This is a genomic window from Bradyrhizobium sp. Ash2021, assembly GCF_031202265.1.
Lineage (GTDB): Bacteria > Pseudomonadota > Alphaproteobacteria > Rhizobiales > Xanthobacteraceae > Bradyrhizobium.
The window spans coordinates 5,639,150-5,656,601 of the sequence record NZ_CP100604.1 but is presented as its reverse complement, the minus strand read 5'-3'; the positions used below and the strand labels follow the sequence as shown (position 1 = coordinate 5,656,601).

At 61.9% G+C, this 17,452-nt stretch carries 19 protein-coding genes and 2 pseudogenes; 13 read left to right on the top strand and 8 right to left on the bottom strand.

What is annotated here, in order from left to right:
• The first annotated feature begins 145 nt into the window (after positions 1 to 145).
• The 4 genes from NL528_RS27285 (at position 146) to NL528_RS27270 (ending at position 4,220) form a co-directional block, all read left to right on the top strand.
• Entirely contained in the window at positions 146 to 2,203 is a 2,058-nt protein-coding gene (locus NL528_RS27285) for an acetyl/propionyl/methylcrotonyl-CoA carboxylase subunit alpha (protein WP_309177547.1), read from the top strand.
• A 128-nt stretch (positions 2,204 to 2,331) separates the two neighbouring features.
• Complete coding sequence (locus NL528_RS27280) at positions 2,332 to 3,198, top strand: isocitrate lyase/PEP mutase family protein (protein ID WP_309177546.1); 867 nt, start codon at positions 2,332 to 2,334, stop codon at positions 3,196 to 3,198.
• A complete protein-coding gene (locus NL528_RS27275; RefSeq protein ID WP_309177545.1) occupies positions 3,199 to 3,498 on the top strand; it encodes an acylphosphatase in 300 nt (99 codons plus the stop codon).
• Positions 3,499 to 3,716: 218 nt separating this feature from the next.
• Positions 3,717 to 4,220, top strand: coding sequence for a DUF892 family protein (locus NL528_RS27270; RefSeq protein WP_309177544.1), 504 nt, complete (start codon positions 3,717 to 3,719; stop codon positions 4,218 to 4,220).
• A gap of 61 nt (positions 4,221 to 4,281) precedes the next feature.
• Here NL528_RS27270 and NL528_RS27265 read toward each other — a convergent pair whose 3' ends face one another.
• Together NL528_RS27265 and NL528_RS27260 are read right to left on the bottom strand one after the other, a co-directional pair.
• Entirely contained in the window at positions 4,282 to 4,731 is a 450-nt protein-coding gene (locus tag NL528_RS27265; RefSeq protein ID WP_309177543.1) for a cupin domain-containing protein, read from the bottom strand.
• Positions 4,732 to 4,763: 32 nt separating this feature from the next.
• Complete coding sequence (locus NL528_RS27260) at positions 4,764 to 5,309, bottom strand: DUF2380 domain-containing protein (RefSeq protein ID WP_309177542.1); 546 nt, start codon at positions 5,307 to 5,309, stop codon at positions 4,764 to 4,766.
• Positions 5,310 to 5,435: 126 nt separating this feature from the next.
• Here NL528_RS27260 and NL528_RS27255 point away from each other — a divergent pair, with 126 nt between their 5' ends.
• The 3 genes from NL528_RS27255 to NL528_RS27245 are packed head-to-tail and all read left to right on the top strand — an operon-like array spanning position 5,436 to position 8,113.
• Complete coding sequence (locus NL528_RS27255) at positions 5,436 to 5,993, top strand: MarR family transcriptional regulator (protein WP_309177541.1); 558 nt, start codon at positions 5,436 to 5,438, stop codon at positions 5,991 to 5,993.
• A gap of 24 nt (positions 5,994 to 6,017) precedes the next feature.
• Entirely contained in the window at positions 6,018 to 6,683 is a 666-nt protein-coding gene (locus NL528_RS27250) for a DUF4166 domain-containing protein (RefSeq protein ID WP_309177540.1), read from the top strand.
• Positions 6,680 to 8,113, top strand: a complete 1,434-nt coding sequence (locus tag NL528_RS27245) for a TIGR01777 family oxidoreductase (protein WP_309177539.1) — start codon at positions 6,680 to 6,682, stop codon at positions 8,111 to 8,113. The genes NL528_RS27250 and NL528_RS27245 overlap by 4 nt, the downstream gene beginning before the upstream one ends.
• Positions 8,114 to 8,147: 34 nt before the next feature.
• Here NL528_RS27245 and NL528_RS27240 read toward each other — a convergent pair whose 3' ends face one another.
• Positions 8,148 to 9,671 carry an ATP-binding protein gene (locus NL528_RS27240; RefSeq protein ID WP_309177538.1) on the bottom strand — a complete coding sequence of 508 codons (1,524 nt, stop codon included), beginning with the start codon at positions 9,669 to 9,671 and terminating at the stop codon, positions 8,148 to 8,150.
• Between the two features lie 95 nt (positions 9,672 to 9,766).
• Between NL528_RS27240 and NL528_RS27235 the strand changes: the two genes are divergently transcribed.
• Positions 9,767 to 10,168, top strand: coding sequence for a class II aldolase/adducin family protein (locus NL528_RS27235; protein ID WP_309177537.1), 402 nt, complete (start codon positions 9,767 to 9,769; stop codon positions 10,166 to 10,168).
• Between the two features lie 19 nt (positions 10,169 to 10,187).
• Here NL528_RS27235 and NL528_RS27230 read toward each other — a convergent pair whose 3' ends face one another.
• Positions 10,188 to 11,042 carry a LysR family transcriptional regulator gene (locus NL528_RS27230; protein WP_309177536.1) on the bottom strand — a complete coding sequence of 285 codons (855 nt, stop codon included), beginning with the start codon at positions 11,040 to 11,042 and terminating at the stop codon, positions 10,188 to 10,190.
• 117 nt (positions 11,043 to 11,159) lie between these two features.
• Here NL528_RS27230 and NL528_RS27225 point away from each other — a divergent pair, with 117 nt between their 5' ends.
• Both NL528_RS27225 and NL528_RS27220 read left to right on the top strand, forming a co-directional pair.
• Complete coding sequence (locus NL528_RS27225; protein ID WP_309177535.1) at positions 11,160 to 11,588, top strand: 4-oxalocrotonate tautomerase family protein; 429 nt, start codon at positions 11,160 to 11,162, stop codon at positions 11,586 to 11,588.
• Positions 11,589 to 11,740: 152 nt separating this feature from the next.
• Positions 11,741 to 12,094, top strand: coding sequence for a GFA family protein (locus tag NL528_RS27220; RefSeq protein WP_309177534.1), 354 nt, complete (start codon positions 11,741 to 11,743; stop codon positions 12,092 to 12,094).
• Here the strand turns inward: NL528_RS27220 and NL528_RS27215 are convergent.
• Positions 12,091 to 12,298 (bottom strand): annotated as a pseudogene (locus tag NL528_RS27215) (transposase); the annotation flags it as partial. The gene NL528_RS27220 and the pseudogene NL528_RS27215 overlap by 4 nt on opposite strands.
• Positions 12,296 to 12,394, bottom strand: a pseudogene (locus NL528_RS47230) (IS5/IS1182 family transposase); the annotation flags it as partial. The pseudogenes NL528_RS47230 and NL528_RS27215, both read right to left, overlap by 3 nt.
• 230 nt (positions 12,395 to 12,624) lie before the next feature.
• On the opposite strand from NL528_RS47230, the gene dapD reads away from it, so the two are divergent.
• Positions 12,625 to 13,596 carry a 2,3,4,5-tetrahydropyridine-2,6-dicarboxylate N-succinyltransferase gene (dapD, locus tag NL528_RS27210; RefSeq protein ID WP_309177533.1) on the top strand — a complete coding sequence of 324 codons (972 nt, stop codon included), beginning with the start codon at positions 12,625 to 12,627 and terminating at the stop codon, positions 13,594 to 13,596.
• 446 nt (positions 13,597 to 14,042) lie between these two features.
• Here dapD and NL528_RS27205 read toward each other — a convergent pair whose 3' ends face one another.
• Positions 14,043 to 14,468 carry a hypothetical protein gene (locus NL528_RS27205; protein ID WP_309177532.1) on the bottom strand — a complete coding sequence of 142 codons (426 nt, stop codon included), beginning with the start codon at positions 14,466 to 14,468 and terminating at the stop codon, positions 14,043 to 14,045.
• Between the two features lie 132 nt (positions 14,469 to 14,600).
• On the opposite strand from NL528_RS27205, the gene NL528_RS27200 reads away from it, so the two are divergent.
• Both NL528_RS27200 and NL528_RS27195 read left to right on the top strand, forming a co-directional pair.
• Positions 14,601 to 15,563, top strand: coding sequence for a GlxA family transcriptional regulator (locus tag NL528_RS27200; RefSeq protein WP_309177531.1), 963 nt, complete (start codon positions 14,601 to 14,603; stop codon positions 15,561 to 15,563).
• Between the two features lie 172 nt (positions 15,564 to 15,735).
• Positions 15,736 to 16,683, top strand: coding sequence for an IS481 family transposase (locus NL528_RS27195; RefSeq protein WP_309177530.1), 948 nt, complete (start codon positions 15,736 to 15,738; stop codon positions 16,681 to 16,683).
• Here NL528_RS27195 and lipB read toward each other — a convergent pair.
• Entirely contained in the window at positions 16,680 to 17,405 is a 726-nt protein-coding gene (gene lipB / locus NL528_RS27190; RefSeq protein WP_309177529.1) for a lipoyl(octanoyl) transferase LipB, read from the bottom strand. The two genes, NL528_RS27195 and lipB, sit on opposite strands and share 4 nt — an antisense overlap.
• Positions 17,406 to 17,452 lie beyond the last annotated feature (47 nt).

Here is a 17,452-nt window from a genome sequence, read left to right as displayed (position 1 = left end):
AGGCGCCGGCGGCCACGCCCGGCGCCACCAGCCGATACGAGACCGTTGCCTCTGCCGATTTTTGCTGTACGACGGGTTTGTTACCCGCGTCCCCGCATGCCACATTGCGGGTGAGGACCCTGCCCAAAGCTCAAGCAAGAAGAACATGTTCAAACGAATTCTGATCGCAAATCGCGGCGAGATCGCCTGCCGGGTCATCAAGACTGCGCGCCGTATGGGAATCGAGACGGTCGCGGTTTATTCCGAGGCCGACCGCGATGCGCTGCATGTCGAAATGGCCGATGACGCGGTGCTGATCGGCCCGCCGGCCGCGGCCGAAAGCTATCTGTTGATCGACAAGATCGTCGAAGCCTGCCGCAAGACCGGCGCGCAAGCGGTGCATCCCGGCTACGGCTTCCTGTCCGAGCGCGAATCCTTTCCGCGCGCGCTGGCTGTGGCCGGCATCGTCTTCATCGGTCCCAACCCCGGCGCCATCGCCGCGATGGGCGACAAGATCGAATCCAAGAAGGCCGCCGCCAAGGCCAACGTCTCGACGGTGCCGGGACACCTTGGCGTCATCGAAGACGAAAAACATGCGGTCAAGATCGCCGACGAGATCGGCTATCCCGTGATGATCAAGGCTTCCGCCGGCGGCGGCGGCAAGGGCATGCGGATCGCCCATTCGACCTCGGAGGTCGCCGAAGGGTTCGGTCTCGCCAAGGCCGAAGCCAAATCCTCGTTCGGCGACGACCGCGTCTTCATCGAGAAATTCATCGTCGATCCCCGCCACATCGAAATCCAGGTGCTCGGCGACAAGCATGGCAATGTGATCCATCTCGGCGAGCGCGAATGTTCGATCCAGCGCCGCAACCAGAAGGTCATCGAGGAGGCGCCGTCGCCGCTGCTCGACGAGACCACCCGCCGCAAGATGGGCGAGCAGGCGGTCGCGCTCGCAAAGGCCGTGAATTACGATTCCGCCGGCACGGTCGAATTCGTCGCAGGGCAAGACAAGAGTTTCTACTTCCTGGAGATGAACACGCGCCTGCAGGTCGAGCATCCCGTCACCGAACTGGTCACCGGCATCGATCTGGTCGAGCAAATGATCCGCGTTGCGTCAGGCGAAAAGCTGGCGCTGGCGCAAAAAGACGTCACGCTGACCGGATGGGCGGTGGAGTCGCGCGTCTATGCGGAAGATCCGTTCCGCAATTTCCTGCCGTCGATCGGGCGGCTGGTCAAATATCGCCCGCCCGCGGAAGCGAGCCGTGACGGCATCACCATTCGCAACGACACCGGCGTGCAGGAGGGCGGCGAGATCTCGATCCATTACGATCCGATGATCGCAAAACTCGTGACCCACGCGCCGTCGCGCGCAGCGGCGATCGAGGCGCAGTCAGCTGCACTCGATGCCTTCTATATCGACGGCATCCGCCACAACATTCCGTTCCTGTCGGCGCTGATGAACCACCCGCGCTGGCGTGCCGGCCAGCTCTCTACCGGTTTCATCGCCGAGGAGTTCAGGGATGGGTTTAAACCGATTGCCCCGGAGGGCGAACGGGCCAGGGTGATCGCGGCTGCGGCAACGGCGATCGATCATCGGCTCGGCGCCCGCAAGCGCAAGATTTCCGGGCAGTTGACCGGACGGCCAGTGACGCGGGCGACTGTGCGCAGCGTCTGGCTCAACGGACAAGAATACATTCTGGATGTGACGGCCGGTGCGGTGAGGTTCGGTGACGGCGTCGAAGGCGCGCGACCAGCTTCCGAGGACTGCGTGCGAGTCCGCTTTCGCGAGGGGGCAGGGGCCGTGGGCGAGGTTGAGGTAGTTTCGTCCTGGAAGCCAGGCGATCCGGTGTGGCACGGCAGCGTCGGTGGACGCCGTGTCGCCGTACAGGTGCGTTGCTTGCCTAACGGCTTCGATCTGACGTGGCAGGGAGCCCAGGCGCGGGCCTATGTTTACACCGAAAGCGAGGCGGCCGCGGCGCGGCTGATGCCCGTAATGTCGTCGGCCGACACCGGCAAGAAGCTGCTGTGCCCGATGCCCGGGCTCGTGGTCTCGATCGCGGTGAACGAGGGGCAGGAGGTCAAGGTCGGCGAAACCCTTGCCGTGATCGAGGCGATGAAGATGCAGAACGTGCTGCGCGCCGAACGCGACGGCACCGTGAAGAAGATCCACGCCGCCGCCGGCGCTACGCTGGCGGTAGACGCGCTGATCCTCGAGTTTGCGTAACTGGCACAAAACAGCACCGTCATTGCGAGCGCAGCGAAGCAATCCATCTCACGGCAAAAAGAAAGAATGGATTGCTTCGTCGCTTCGCTCCTCGCAATGACCCAAAATAAAGAGCCGAGGAATTCAAGATGGCCTTCCGCAAGCGCCGCGAAGCGTTGCGTTCGATCCTGAAGGGATCGGCCTGCGTTCGGCCGGGTTCGGTTTATGACGCCACCTCGATCCGGATCGCCGAAGACCTCGGCTTCGAGGTCGGCATGTTCGGAGGCTCGGTGGCTTCGCTCGCCGTGCTCGGCGATCCCGATATCGCGCTGATCACACTGACCGAACTCGCCGAGCAGATGCGGCGGATGTCGCGTGCGGCTGGTTTGCCGGTGCTGGTCGATGCCGATCATGGCTATGGCAACGCGCTCAATGTCCGCCGCACCGTGCAGGAGCTTGAGGCTGCCGGCGCCGCGGGGCTCACGATCGAGGATACGCTGCTGCCGCAGGCGTTCGGACAGGCCAAGACGCAGTTGATTTCGCTCGACGAGGGCGTCGGCAAGATGAAGGCCGCACTCGACGGCCGCAGCGATCCTACACTGGTCGTCATGGGCCGCAGCGGTGCGATGTCGATCACCGGTCTCGACGACGCGATCGCGCGCGTCAAGGCCTATGAAGCCACCGGCGTCGATGCGCTGTTCTTGACCGGCATCAAGAACCGTGCGGAGCTGGAAGCGATCTCCGCGGCCACGACACTGCCGATCGTGCTCGGCGGCGCGCCCGAGGAGATGACCGCGCTGGATTATCTCAGCGGTCAACGCGTGCGGATCGCGCTGCAGGGCCACGCGCCGTTCGCCGCCGCCACGCAGGCGGTCTACGCGACGCTGAAAGCCTTGCGGGAGGGAACCTCGCCCAGGGATCTGAAGGGCCTCGCGTCATCGGAGCTGAGCGGCCGCGCCATGCGCGAAGTGGATGTGAAAATCCGCAGCGGCGATTTTCTGGGGCTCAAGAAATAAATGAGCGGCGCGATCCGCCAGGTAATGATCACCGGCCGGGTACAGGGCGTCGGCTATCGCGCTTGGGTCGAGTATGAGGCGAGCAGGCGCGATCTCGAAGGCTGGGTGCGCAACCGGCGCGACGGCAGCGTCGAGGCGCTGTTTGCGGGAGCCGAGGGGGTCGTCTCCGCCATGATCGAATCATGCCGGCGAGGGCCGTCATCGGCGCGGGTCGAGGCGGTAAGGGAAGAGGCCGCGACATCCGACGCGCTGAAGCTGCGGCGGGCAGGGGAGCGGTTTTCGGTGCTGCCGACGATTTAGCGCGAGCGGATCACCTCTGCATCACCGTCATCCCGCGTCAACGCAAATGCGCTCATCGCTGACGCTGCGCGCGCTGCCGCGTTGTGCCTTGCCCGCGACGATTAGGAACCTAACACGTGTGAGACGGTTGCCTGAGGCCGAGCGGGACATCATGGACACCCTCATTCCGATGTCCGCCGGCCCCGCGAGCGTGGGGCTTTGTTTTATGGAGAATTCGAATGGCTAAAAAACCCAAGCTGCTTGCCGACCTCTTTCACGAGACGCTGAAGGATGTCTACTTTGCTGAAAACAAGATCCTCAAGGCCTTGCCCAAGATGGCCAAGGCCGCGCAGTCGAAGGACCTGAAGGCGGCCTTCGTCAAGCATGAGAAGGAGACGCGCGGTCAGGTCAAGCGGCTCGAGGGCGTCTTCAAGATTCTCGGCAAGCGTCCCGTGGCAAAGAAGTGCGATGCCATCATGGGCATCACCAAGGAAGGCGACGAGATCATGTCGGACTTCAAGGGAATGCCGGCGCTGGACGCCGGGCTTCTCGCCGCCGCCCAGGCGGTCGAGCATTACGAGATGTCGCGTTACGGCACGCTCAAATGTTGGGCTGATGAACTGGGAATGCCGGACGCCGTGTCCTTGCTGGATGCGACGTTGAAGGAAGAGAGGGCGACCGATTCCGCGCTGACGACACTGGCAAAATCGGTCGTGAATATCGAAGCCGAAGCACACATCTAGGGATTGAAGGCCCGGCTTCGGCCGGGCCTTTTCATGTGAGGATGCCTCAAGCCTTGACGCCTTAGGTCTTGCGCGTATGGCCCCAGGCCTCGTCCCAATCCTCGCCGGCGGCATCGATGACGCGGCCGTCGGATTCGAAGAATTTGTTGGGGACCTGGAAGATCGCGAGCATCAGCCCGCCCTCGGGGCACCAGGCGACGTGGCGGCTGCCTTGCTCGCGCCAGATGAATTCGCCGGCCTTGCATTCGATGCCCTGCGCCGGGCCTTCCTTGTCGACCAGGCTGCCCTCGAGCACATAGGTCTGCTCGATATTGACGTGCTCATGGTCGGGCAGCACGGCGCCTGGCGCAAACCGCATCAGCGCGGTCATCAGGCCGGTGGTGCGATCGAACAGCAGCGTCTTGGCCTCGCAGCCGGGAAAGCGGGTCTTCTGCCATTCCATGCTGGCTGGGCGAACGAGGTGGGAATGCGTGTCCGCGGTCTGTGCGCTCTTTGGGGTCACGGCGTCCATGGTGCTGCTCCGTTCGATCGGGCGTTGATCGGCTAATTCTGGGTGTCCGATATCAGGTCTCTCACAATGAAGCGCTCGGCACGCTGCCACGACTCTTCCGTGTCGCCGCGGAACGTGATCAGCCGATCGAACCTGAGTTTGTTTTCCGCGATGTCGACGACCTGAACTTTGGCGTTTTGAATGAGCGTGCTCATCTTTTGAATGCCGCCATAGAGCAGCCGGTTCGCGCCGGCGCTTCGCGCCTTTTCGAGCAGTTCCGCGGGCGGCAACTCGGCCGCGGCGCAACGGGTTCGCGGACAGGAGAGGGTGACAACCCGGTAACGCCCGTCACGCGCGAGGTCGGCGCAAATGGCGTCGGCGAAGGCCTGCAGCCGCGCCTGATGCTCGGCCTGCTGGTTGGTCGGTTCGCCGGAAGTGTCGAAATAGTCGAAATCGGCGACCGCGATCGAAATCGGCGGCGCTTTCACGTCTTCGCCTCGTGCGGACGACAGAGTGAGGAACACGCCAAGGCCGAGCACGAAACCCGCGGATCTGCACAGCGCTACGGTTCGGCAAGCAGCCGGCTCGTCGCGGGACATTGGTTCCTCCCAATTATTGCGAGGAGGCTATCCCAGGTCCGCACCGCGCGAAAGCCGTCCGCCGGCTCCCGCGAAATTTCCCGGACGGCCCTTGACATCCCGCCTCATTCGTCAGATATTTCTGTCATGACAGAAACGACCGCCAAGAAGAAACTCCCCGCCGCCATCGAACGGTTCATCCTGCACTGGGGCGACATGGGGGACGAGTGGGGCGTCAACCGCTCGGTCAGCCAGATCCACGGCCTGCTTTATCTCGCCGAGGCGCCGATGACCGCCGACGACATCGCTGAGACGCTCGGCATGGCGCGCTCCAACGTCTCCAATTCGATCAAGGAATTGCTGTCCTGGAATTTGATCCGGCGGGTGCCGATCCTGGGCGACCGCCGCGATCATTTCGAGGCGGAAACCGACATCTGGGAAGTGGCGGCGCGGATCGCGGCCGGCCGCAAGGAGCGCGAGATCGACCCCGCCGTCGATGCGCTGCGCGCCTGCGTCTCCGATGCCGCCGACGATCCGACCATCAGCCCGGTCGCGAGCAAGCGCCTGAAGGAAATGCTGGCGTTCACCGAACTGGTCGACCGCTGGTACATGCAGATGCTCAATGTACCGCGGTCGCGGCTGGTGGCGCTGATCAAGCTTGGCGAGAAGATCGTCAGCTTCCTGCCGGTGGGAAAAGCCAAATAGGGGCAAAAGGTGCGGGAGCGTGCGATGGCGTCAGCAAGGATATCCAGATTTCCAGCCGAGCCCGCTTCCAACGAAAAATTGCTCGACGATTTTCGCTTCCATGCGCTCTTGCCCGATGAAGAGTGGGGACGCCTGCCGCTGGCGACCTGGCGGCGATTCTCCAAACGCCTCGCCGATGGCAAGACCGTGGTCTATGTCGGCGAGATCGACGAGGCCTGTTTCAGCCGGATCGGCTGGTGGCTGGCGCAAGTCGCGCGCGTGATCGGCGGACCGTTGCCGACGGTTGCCGAAACCCAGGTCCCGATGATCGTGGCGGTGACTGAAGACGCGGCGAGCCGCGGCCAGATCTGGACCCGTGTCTACGCGCGCCGGCATGGCTTTCCGCAGGTCATTCATTCCTCGAAACGTTTCGCCGGCCCGACCGGTCTCGAGGAATATGTCGGTTACGGCGTCAGCATGGCGTTGCGCATCTCTGTCGAGCACGAAGCGCTGCTGTTTCGCAGCGTCGGCTATGCCGTGCAGATCGGACGCCTGCGGCTGCCACTGCCGGAATGGCTGACGCCGGGCGATCTGACCGTGACCCACGCTGACCTTGGCGGCGGCGCGTTTCGCTTCTCGCTCGAGATCGTCCATCCCCGTTTTGGCCCGCTCATTCGTCAATCCGCCGTGTTTCGGGAGGCCGCATCATGACGTCGATGCTCTGGATCCTGATCGCCGTTCAAGTCGCGATGGGCGTTTTCGACACGTTTTATCACCATGAACTGACCGAACGGCTGGCATGGCGTCCCTCGCAACGCTACGAGCTCAGGCTCCACGGCCTGCGCAACATGCTCTACGCCTTCCTGTTCCTGGTGCTCGGCTGGCTGGAAGTCCACGGCATTTTCGTGGTCATCGTGATCGCGGTGCTGGTGGCCGAAATCGTCATCACGCTGATGGATTTCGTCGAAGAAGACATGAGCCGGAAATTGCCGGCGACCGAGCGCATCAATCACACGCTGCTGGCGATCAATTACGGCGCCATTCTGGTGCTGCTGCTGCCGGTCCTGCTGGCGTGGGCGTTCGAGCCGGCCGCGATCACATCGGCCTATGGCGGTCCCCTCAGCATCGTTGCTGCGGCCGCCGCGGTCGGCGCCGGGCTCTGCGGGTTGCGGGATTTTGCCGCCTCGAGGCGCCTGACGCGCATGACCAGCGCGCCCGCGCGCGGGCTTGTCGAGAAATTGCCTGAATGGCAGACGGTGCTGGTCACCGGCGCCACCGGTTTCATCGGCAGCCGATTGGTCGCGGGCCTGACCGGCGCGGGCCATCAGGTCATTGCGCTGGTCCGCAATCCTGCCAAGGCCGAGTTGCCACCGCCGATCACACTGATCACCAGCCTCGATCAGTTGCCGGCGGACACCAAGATCGATGCCATCGTCAATCTGGCGGGGGAGCCGATCGGCAACGGGCTGTGGACCGAAGCAAAACGCCGCACGATTCTGGATTCACGGATTGCAATGACGGGCGATGTCATCAAGCTGATCGCGCGGCTCGAACGCAAACCTGCCGTGCTGGTCTCCGGCTCCGCGATCGGCTGGTATGGCCTCTGGCAGGATCAGGTGTTGACCGAGTCAGCCAAATCGCACGCCTGCTTCAGCCACGAATTGTGTGAGGCCTGGGAGAATGCCGCGCGTCCGGCGGCCGAACATGGCGTCCGGGTTGTTTATCTGCGGATCGGCCTTGTGATCGGAACCGAGGGCGGCTTCATTACGCGGATGCTGACGCCGTTCGAATTCGGCCTCGGCGGACCGCTCGGATCGGGCAAGCAGTGGATGTCCTGGATCGAGCGCGACGATCTGGTTCGCCTGATCGCTCACGTGATCGCAAAACCCGACATCTCCGGACCGGTCAACGCAACCGCGCCGATCCCGGTTACCAACCTGAAATTCACTGAAGAACTCGGCCGGCGGCTGCATCGGCCTGCGGTGTTCCGTATTCCCGCCGCCCTGCTGCGCCGGGTCGGCGGCGATTTTGCCAACGAACTTCTGCTGGGTGGTCAGCGTGTGCTACCGAACAAGGCGTTGAGCAACGGATTTGTGTTCCGGCACGAGACCTTGCGCAGCGCGTTCGAGGCAATTTTGTGAGAAGTGCCTTTGACGTCGGACCGTTCGTGGAGCGTCACCGCGTTAATTTCGCGATCGCGTCGCTCAACTGATGGATTTCGTAGGGCTTGCGAAGAATGGGGAAATGGCCGCGAACGTTCACCGCGGCATCGCTATAGCCGGTCGCCAGCAATATCGGCACTTCGGGACGGATTTCCTTCAAGCGACGCGCAAGGCCCAGGCCATCCATCTTGCCGGGCATGATAATGTCGGAGAAGACGAGATCGATGCCGTCGCGCTCGATTTCGCGCAAGGCGGCGTCGGCATCCGCGACCTTGCGGACGGTATAGCCAAGCTGTTCCAGCAAAGCGGTGCTGACCGAAGCGACCTCCGGATTGTCTTCGACCAACAGGACCGTGCCGCTTTGGCCGGTTTCGATGGCGTTGATGACGTCAGATTGCGGGCTGGCGTGCTCGCGCGGCAACAGAATCGTCACCGTCGTACCCTTGCCAATTTCGCTGGTCACCCTGACCGTTCCGCCGGCCTGGTGCGCGAAACCGTGAACCTGCGAAAGACCAAGCCCGGTGCCCTTGCCGATCGGCTTCGTCGTGAAGAACGGGTCGAATATCTTGCCGAGGACGTCGGGGGCGATGCCGGTGCCGGAATCCTGCACGGAGACCGCGACGTATTCCCCGGCATTCGGTTCTTCGTTGAGCACATCGTTACGTGCGGCAATCCTTATTGTGCCGCCGCCGGGCATCGCATCACGTGCGTTGATGACGAGATTGATCAATGCGGTCTCGAATTCGGCGATATCGACGGTGACCGGCCATGTGCTTTTATCGACATCGAACTCCAGTCTTACGGCGCTGCCGACGCCGGTGTCCAGGACATCGCGCACCGCGCTGATCCGTTCTGCCAGATTGATGGCTTGCGGATTCACGCTCTGTCGCCGTGCAAAGGTCAGCAATTGGCTGGTCAGCGCGGCGCCGCGCTTGGTCGCCGCCTCGATGGCCGCCACTGCACGCAGCAACTTGGCGTCGTTCCCCAAGCCTTTCTTCAGCGCATGGACGCTGCCGCTGACGATCATCAGGAGATTGTTGAAATCGTGCGCCACGCCGCCGGTCAATTGGCCGAGCGCATCGAGCTTTTGGGACTCCGCGAGCTGTTTTTGCATTTTCTCGAGCTTGAGCTGGGTCTCGCGGCGCTCGGTAATGTCGCGGGTGATCTTGGCAAAGCCGACGAGTTCGTCGTTCTCCCTGATCGGATCGATCACGACACTCGCCCAGAAGAAGGTGCCATCCTTGCGGACGCGCCAGCCCTCTTCTTCATACCGGCCTTGTTCTTTGGCAATCTTGAGGGCGCGAAGCGGCTTACCGTTGGCGCGGTCGGCTTCGGTGTAGAAGCGGGAAAAATGCTGGCCGACGATCTCCTCCGGCGAATAGCCCTTGATCCGTTGCCCGCCGACGTTCCAGCTCGTGACAATGCCGGTCGGGTCGAGCATGTAAAGCGCGTAGTCAGCCACACCCTCGACCAGCAGCCGGAAACTGCGTTCGCTCTCGAACAGAACCCGTTGTCGCTGCTTGTCTTTTTTCAACATCTAATACTCTGCCTCGACTGGCCAAAACGCACAGCAGTGGGTTTTGTTCCTTGGGGGTCGGGAGCCTTCCTGGGCAAGGCGGGGCACGCCCGTCCGTGAGCCAGGTGCCGTTGCGGCCGATGTATCACAATGCTGCGTTCCTCGCCGCAGGCGCGCCGGTGTGGGACATCAGAAAGAGCTTTGGCGAAACCGACATGCTGGTCCGCGATGGCGCGCGCGGCAAATCGCTGGCCGAGACGCTCGGCGACAAATCGGTGGTGTTGATGCGCGGCCACGGCGACGTGACGGTCGGGCCTTCCGTCCCGTTAGCGGTGTTTCGGGCCTATTATACCGACATCGATGCAAAACTGCAGTCGCAGGCGATCGCGCTGGGTGGCGGCGACATCAACTATCTGACGCCGGAGGAGGGCGCGAAAGCCGACACGGTCAATCTGGCCGTGCTCGACCGCGTCTGGAACTTGTGGAAGCTGCGTGTCGCTCCGACGCTTGCGAAATAGTTCGTAGAGGAAAAGTCGCTCACGCCGCCGCCACCACGCTGCGGAACGTTGCCGCCAGCGTGCGCAACGCCGCCAGTTTGGTGGGGTCGCTGACCTTCGAGTGCAGCATCACCTTTGAGGCGCCAAGCGACGGCAGGCCGTGCGCTGGTCCGATGTCGATCAATCCCGCCGGCGCGATCCGCCTTGCCAGCGGTGCGATCGCAAGTCCCGCGAGCGCCGCCGCGGCCACGGCGGTGACGCCGCCACCGACGAACGTTTCGCTCCAGCCGATGCCGGCCTTGTCGAGCGCGCGGACCGCGATCGCGCGCACGCCACAGGGCGGCGCCAGCGTCGCGAGCGGCAGGCTCTTGCCGCGATGCCAGGCGAACCGTTTGGTGGCGAACCATCCGAATTCATCTACCGTCAATTTCTCGCCGCCGCGACGGCTGCCCTCCTGGCGCACGATCACGGCGTCGAGTTTGCCGGCATCGTAGGCGTCCTGCAACTCGCGGGAAAAGCCGATGGTGACGGCAAGCGCCAATTGCGACGACATCGCCTGCCACCGCTCGAGTAGCGGCACCAGTTCCGGCCCCGCCGCGTGATCGCTGATCCCGAGCGACAATTGCTGTGGAGCCTGGCGCTCGCCCGACAGCGCGCGGTCATGCGCCGTCATCAGGGCGCGGGCGTGGGGCAGGAACGCCGCGCCGTCGGCGATCAGGGTCACCGCGCGCGGCGAGCGTTCGACCAACCGTTTGCCGACCACAGCCTCCAGCCGCTGCAGTTTCATGCTGACAGCGGCCTGCGTCGTACCCAGCGCCTCGGCCGCGCGGGTAAAGCTCTGCAGTTCGGCGACCAGCAGGAAAGCCTGCACCGTATCGATATCCAGCGTGCTCATGTCATCATCAAGAATGGTTATCACTGTTATGAACGGAGATAAGCTACCAAAATGATGCCGGCAGGTCTAGTTGGAAGGGGCGCGATCGATCGCGCACCGTCTCAAGGGAGAACGACCATGCCGCTCATCACCGTCACCTATGCCAGCGTCCGCAAGGCGCCGACGCTGAAGGCTGAAATCGCCAGCGCCGTCAGCGAACTCACCGCCCGGATCCTGCGCAAGGATCCCAGGGTCACCGCCGTCATCGTCAGGGCGGTCGACGCCGCGGACTGGTTCGCCGGCGGCAAATCGCTGGCGGAACAGAGCCTCGCCAGCTTCTGGCTCGACGTCCACGTCAGCGAGGGCACCAACACCAAGGACGAGAAGGCCGCCTATCTCGCCGCAATGTTCAAGCGCATGGGCGAGCTTTTGGGGCCGCTGCACAACGAAAGCTACGCCCATGTCGATGAGGTGAAGGGCGATGCGTACGGTTTTGGCGGCCTGACGCAGGAGCGCCGCTATATCGCCGGCCAGCTCGAGGTCGCGCCGGAGAAGGCCGCCGCTTGAACAGGCGCCGTTGCAGGTATCGATCAAAATTTCTTGCTCACGCGACCAGAGGCCGTATTGTTTCCGGTCGTGACGGCAGCGGGAGGCTAGGGACGCGTATCGCGACCTGCCATTGTGGGCAGCTCAGCATAACGGTCGAAGGCGAACCCGCCATGGTCACGGCCTGCAACTGCACGCGATGCCAGAAGCGTTCGGGAAGTGCATTCTCGCTCTCGTCCCGATGGACCACCGAACAGGTCACCAACCGCACGGGCGATAGCCTGACCTACACCCGCAAAGGCGCGTCAGGCGGGGATGTTCACTGCGTGTTTTGCCCACAATGCGGCTCGACCGTGAGCACGAGCCTCGAACTTTTTCCCGGCCTCATCGGCATCCCCGTTGGTTGCTTCGCCGACCCGTCTTTCCCGGCGCCGCAGGTCGCTGCCTGGTGCGAGACCAAGCTTGCGTGGGTGCGCTTTCCGGAAGGGCTTCACATGCTGCGGGACCAGAGCCGGCCGATGGATTAGGACGCGGACTCATTAAGCCGCAGCCATAGCCTAATTGACGCGAGTTGAACGAAGGCAAGGTAGTTGTCGGCAAGCCTGTCGTAGCGCGTCGCCACCCGACGACATTGTTTGATCCTGTTTGAAGAACCTCTCGACCCGGTTGCGGGCGCGGTAGAGATAAGGGCTGAAGCAGATCGGATCGTTGCGATTTCTTTTCGGCGGGATGACACGACGGTCGTTCACCCGAGGAACGCCACGCGGCTTGTTCGGCAGCATCGGCTTGATGGCAATCCATTCATAATCGGCGAGTTCGTAGCGCATGATTCGAGCCCACGGTTTGAAAGTTTGAATCACAAGGGTTCGCCAACCGCAACGCTCCTGGCCCGCCCTGGTGCGGCGCTTATGGGCAGGGCGGACATCAACCTGCTGATACCCCCGCTGAATCCGTCGAAAATGAACCCAAAGCGGACGTGTTTGAGAATGCAGAAGTTGCTAATTCTAGGAGACCTCGGGTATGCCCTATGTGTAGGGTCGTAGTGTGAGCAATTCAAATGGCGATGGAGCTGAGGGGTGCGAGAGGCGAGGGATTTGCGACGATTACTGCTGACGGTCGCGTGTTAGATTCCTGGTTCCTTCAGCTGCGCCTGGTCGTGGAGGCCGACAAGGCGGCAACGGTACGGCTGACGAGCGACGAGATCAACAGATCGTTGGGTGAGTCGGCAGACGGATATGCGCGACACGACGACATCCGCAATGTCGACATCGTTTCCATTCATACGGAAATTGACTCCCTTGCATCTACGCCGACTGATGTGCACGACGCATATCTTCGACTCCATCTACTGAGCCACCGGCTCGTCCAGCCTAATTGCCTGAACCTTGAAGGAATTTTCAGTCTGTTACCTAACGTTGCCTGGACGACCCTCGGTCCCTGTGAATGCTCTCGTGTACCGGAAGCACGAATCGTAGCACGAAAGCGTGCCCTTGCGTTTGAAGTGACAGGCGTGGATAAGTTTCCGCGCATGACTGACTATGTGACGCCTGCGGACGTGAGAATTGCAGATGCGGATCGCGTAAGGCTCGGAGCCTACTTGGCGCCGGGCACGACCGTCATGCATGAAGGCTTTTGCAATTTTAATGCAGGTACGCTCGGTCCCTGCATGGTCGAAGGCCGGATAAGCGCCGGTGTGGTTGTGGGAAGCGGCAGCGACGTTGGTGGCGGAGCGTCGATCATGGGCACCCTGTCCGGAGGAGGCAAAGAGAGGATTACAGTTGGTGAGTGCTGCCTGATCGGAGCCAACGCCGGTATCGGCATTTCATTGGGTGACGATTGTATCGTCGAAGCGGGCTGTTATGTCACGGCAGGCGCGCGCATCCTTTTGGAGGATGGCCGAGTACTGAAAGCCAAAGAACTCTCAGGCCAGAAGGGCCTTCTTTTTCGTCGTAATTCCCAGAGCGGCGCTCTTGAGGCAACCAGACGTTCACCAAATTGGAACGGCCTCAACTCGCAACTTCACAGCTAGGCAGCTCACTCGAAGAAGTCGTTGGCGACATGTGGCGCGTCAGCGATGTCGCCTTCTGGCCCCTCGCGTCATTTTGCTGCGGCTGCACAAAAGCGGCCGTTATCAGAGCGAAGCGGACATCATGAGAACTTATGAGTACGCGCCCTAGGTTTGCGCGAGCTGCGGCTACGTATCACTCCCGTAGCGAAGCGGCGCTTCTGCCGATCGAACATGCCGTTGATCAGCATTCATGACATCGCCCCTCGAACTGGATGATTAATTTCAATTTGCGAAGCGCCTGCGTCGGCCAATGAAAAAATATCTGGCCGGGTGGAGCAATCCTTAAATTTATACCTTCTGAAAGGCGCATTGCGCCCGATAGGGCTAGGGCGAACCAATTCGCCGCGCCAATGATGGCGGGTGAGGCGCGCGACAGGCGTACCACCCGCCTAATCAAGGGCGTCACTCTATCCACGCTTCTCAGCCTTATCTTTGCGCCAGCTCAGGAATGTCAGTGCCCCGCCAACTGTTACAACCAGATTGACCGCAAGCAACGCCGGATCGCCATACAGCGAGTAAAGCACGAACAACGCCGCGATGATGAAGCCGCGCACAAACAGAGTCACCAGATAAACGCTAGACGCTTTATTGATGATCATCCCAGACGCGATAATCCCTAGCGAAAAAAGAAGTACCCCGAACATACGAAGGCCGAGGTCATCGTAGGCATGGTTGGTGAGCAACAAATTCATCGTCGTTTGCGGAACGAACATCAGCGCCACGCCAACCGGAAGCGTGTAGCCGACGAGGTAATACAAACTGAGCCGCGTCCTGGGTAATTCATGGCTTTTGGCGGACGTGTCGTCCCCAATTGTGGTGGATATTGCATTCATGGCCTTTCTCCTTTGGCTTAATCACGCGGGCTGCCCCGCTGGCGGGAGATGTAGGTGGGAAGGCCAATGTCTCAAATGTCATTGTTGCAACTTTTTAGGACGCCGCTATCTTTGGGTGCAAGGAGACGTTCCATGCACAAAGTCGCTTTCGTCGTATTTCCGGGCTTTCAAGTCGTGAGCCTTGCGGTCATCACCGTTTTCGAAGTGGCCAATCTCATTATGGGTAAGCCGTCCTATAGCGTGCGAGTCATAGCCGAGGGCGGCGGACTTGTGCCGTGTTCGGCAGGTTTCAATGTCGAGGCCGAACCTCTCGGCCATTCGCGCTTTGACACGGTGATGATTGCGGCCGGGCTCGAGATTGTATGGCCAAGTGTGGGTTTAGTTCGATTTGTGCGCCGATCATTGAAGACGTCACGTCGGCTCGCCGCTCCATGCACAGGGGCCTTCATATTGGCCGAAGCGGGCGTGTTGAACGGGCGGCGCGCGACGACGCATTGGGCCTTCGCCCGCGAATTAAAGACCCGCTTTCCCGAGGTCTACGTGGAGGAAGACCGCATCTTCATGGTCGACGGATCAGTCTGGACATCGGCCGGAATGACGGCGGCAAACGATCTTGCCTTGGCGATGGTCGAACGCGACCATGGCGCCGATCTGGCGCGCTCCGTTGCGCGCAAGATGGTCGTCGATCAACGCCGCGCGGGTGGCCAGTCGCAGTTCTCGGCCCTTCTCGACTTGGAACCGAAGACCGACCGTATCCAGAAAGCCGTTACCTATGCCCGGGTAAATTTAAAGAAGGACCTTTCCGTCAAGGCGCTCGCTGGCATCGCGGGGCTTAGTCCGCGTCAGTTCAGCCGCGCGTTCCATGAAGAAACGTCGCAATCCCCGGCCAAAGCCATTGAGCAGCTTCGCATCGAAGCAGCGCGATTAATGCTGGAAGAGGGGCGGCTGCCGATCGAGGTCATCGCGGACGAGGTTGGATTTGGGGACCGAGAGAGGATGCGGCGTTCCTTCATTCGTAACATGGGGCGTCCGCCGACATCGGTACGACGAGATGCCTCGCAGAAACGGGCCATCAAGCCACGATATGTCCGCTAAGGGCTGCTATGCAGCAACACGTCGGCTATCAGGGCAGAGCCGACTCTGACGCGGCCTCAATCCAGCAAATTATGAGTTCACGGCCTAGATGTGGGCTTTCAGGAGGTTGTCCATCTGGTCCGAACCGAGGAAGCTGAGGTTGCGAAGCTTCAGTGTTCCACGGAGAGACCAGATGAACAGCCATAAGAATGCTCGCCTGACGCCGAAAGGTCGAGAGGCCATGGTGCGGAGTGTGGCAGCGGGACTGAGCAAAGCGGCCGCCGCGCGCCAGTTCAACACCACGCCAAAGACCGTCGCCAAATGGGTCGAACGGTTCCGCGCAGGCGGTGTCGATGGTTTGCGCGACCGCTCCTCCAGGCCTCTTTCATTGCCAAGCCAAACGGCGCCCGCCACATGCGCCGTGGTTGAGGCCTTGCGCCGCCAGCGCTACACCGGCAAGCAGATCGCGGTCGAGGTCGGCGTGTCTCCGGCGACCGTCAGCCGCATCCTGCAGCGGCTCGGCATCAACAAGCTCTCGGCACTGGAGCCGGCCGAACCGGTGCGCCGGTACGAGCGCGAACACCCCGGCGAGATCATCCACATCGATATCAAAAAGCTGGGCCGTTTCGAGCAAGTCGGCCACCGCATCACCGGCGATCGCCAAAGCAAGAGCCGCAGGGTCGGTTGGGAATATCTGCACCTGGCAATCGACGACCATTCCCGCGTCGCCTATTCGGAAATCTTGCCCGATGAAAAACGTCGATCCTGCCTGAGCTTTCTCTTTAACGCGTTGCGCTTCTTCAGGGCCCATGGCGTCAAAGTCTATCGTGTCATGACCGACAACGGCACTAGCTTCCGATCCCGTCGTTACCCTAAGGCATTGCGCCTGCTCAAAATCAAGCACCTGCGCACTAAGCCCTATACGCCGAAAACCAACGGCAAGGCCGAGCGCTTCGTCCAAACCTCGTTGCGCGAATGGGCCTATGCCCAAGCCTATCTCACATCCGATCATCGGGCTCAGCACCTGCCGATCTGGCTGCATCGATATAACTGGCATCGACCACACAGCAGTCTAAAGTCCAAACCACCCATCAGCCGCCTCGGCTTGACCGAGGACAACCTGTTGAGGCTCCACACCTAGATCGCTTCCGGCAGGCGCGCCTTGACCGGACCGAACACCTCCTCAAAAGCCCGCCTCAGCGCGACATCAACGTCTTCCAGCGTCACGGGAAGGCCGAGATCGACCAGCGAGGTGACGCCATAGCGGGGGTCGGCGACGCCGCAGGGCACGATCGCGGAAAAATGCTTAAGTTCCGGCTCGACATTGATGGCGATGCCGTGGAACGAGACCCAGCGCCGCAACCGCACCCCGATCGCGGCAATCTTGTCTTCGTAACCAGCACCCTTGTCCGGCCGTTTGACCCAGACCCCGACGCGGTCCTCGCGGCGCTCGCCGCGCACGTTGAAGGCGGCCAGCGTCCGGATGATCCATTCCTCCAGACCCGCGACGTAGGCGCGCACGTCCGGCCGCCGCTGCTTCAGGTCCAGCATCACATAGGCGACCCGCTGGCCGGGGCCGTGATAGGTGAGCTGGCCGCCGCGGCCGGTCTCGAACAGGGGAAAGCGGGGGTCGAGCAGATCGCCGGCCTTGCCGCTGGTGCCGGACGTGAAGAGCGGCGGGTGCTCCAATAGCCACACCAGTTCGCTCGCCCTTTGGGCCGCGATGTCGGCCACCCGCGCTTCCATCGCCGCCACGGAATCGGGGTAGGGCACCGGCTCGGCCGAAATTCGCCATTCGACGTCGCCGCCGCCAAGCGGGCGCGCGAAGGTCGTCAAATCAAGGCTTTGGCGGTCATTAACCATTGGCTAACCATAACGTGGTCAGGTGAAGTGAAATCCTTAAGCAATCT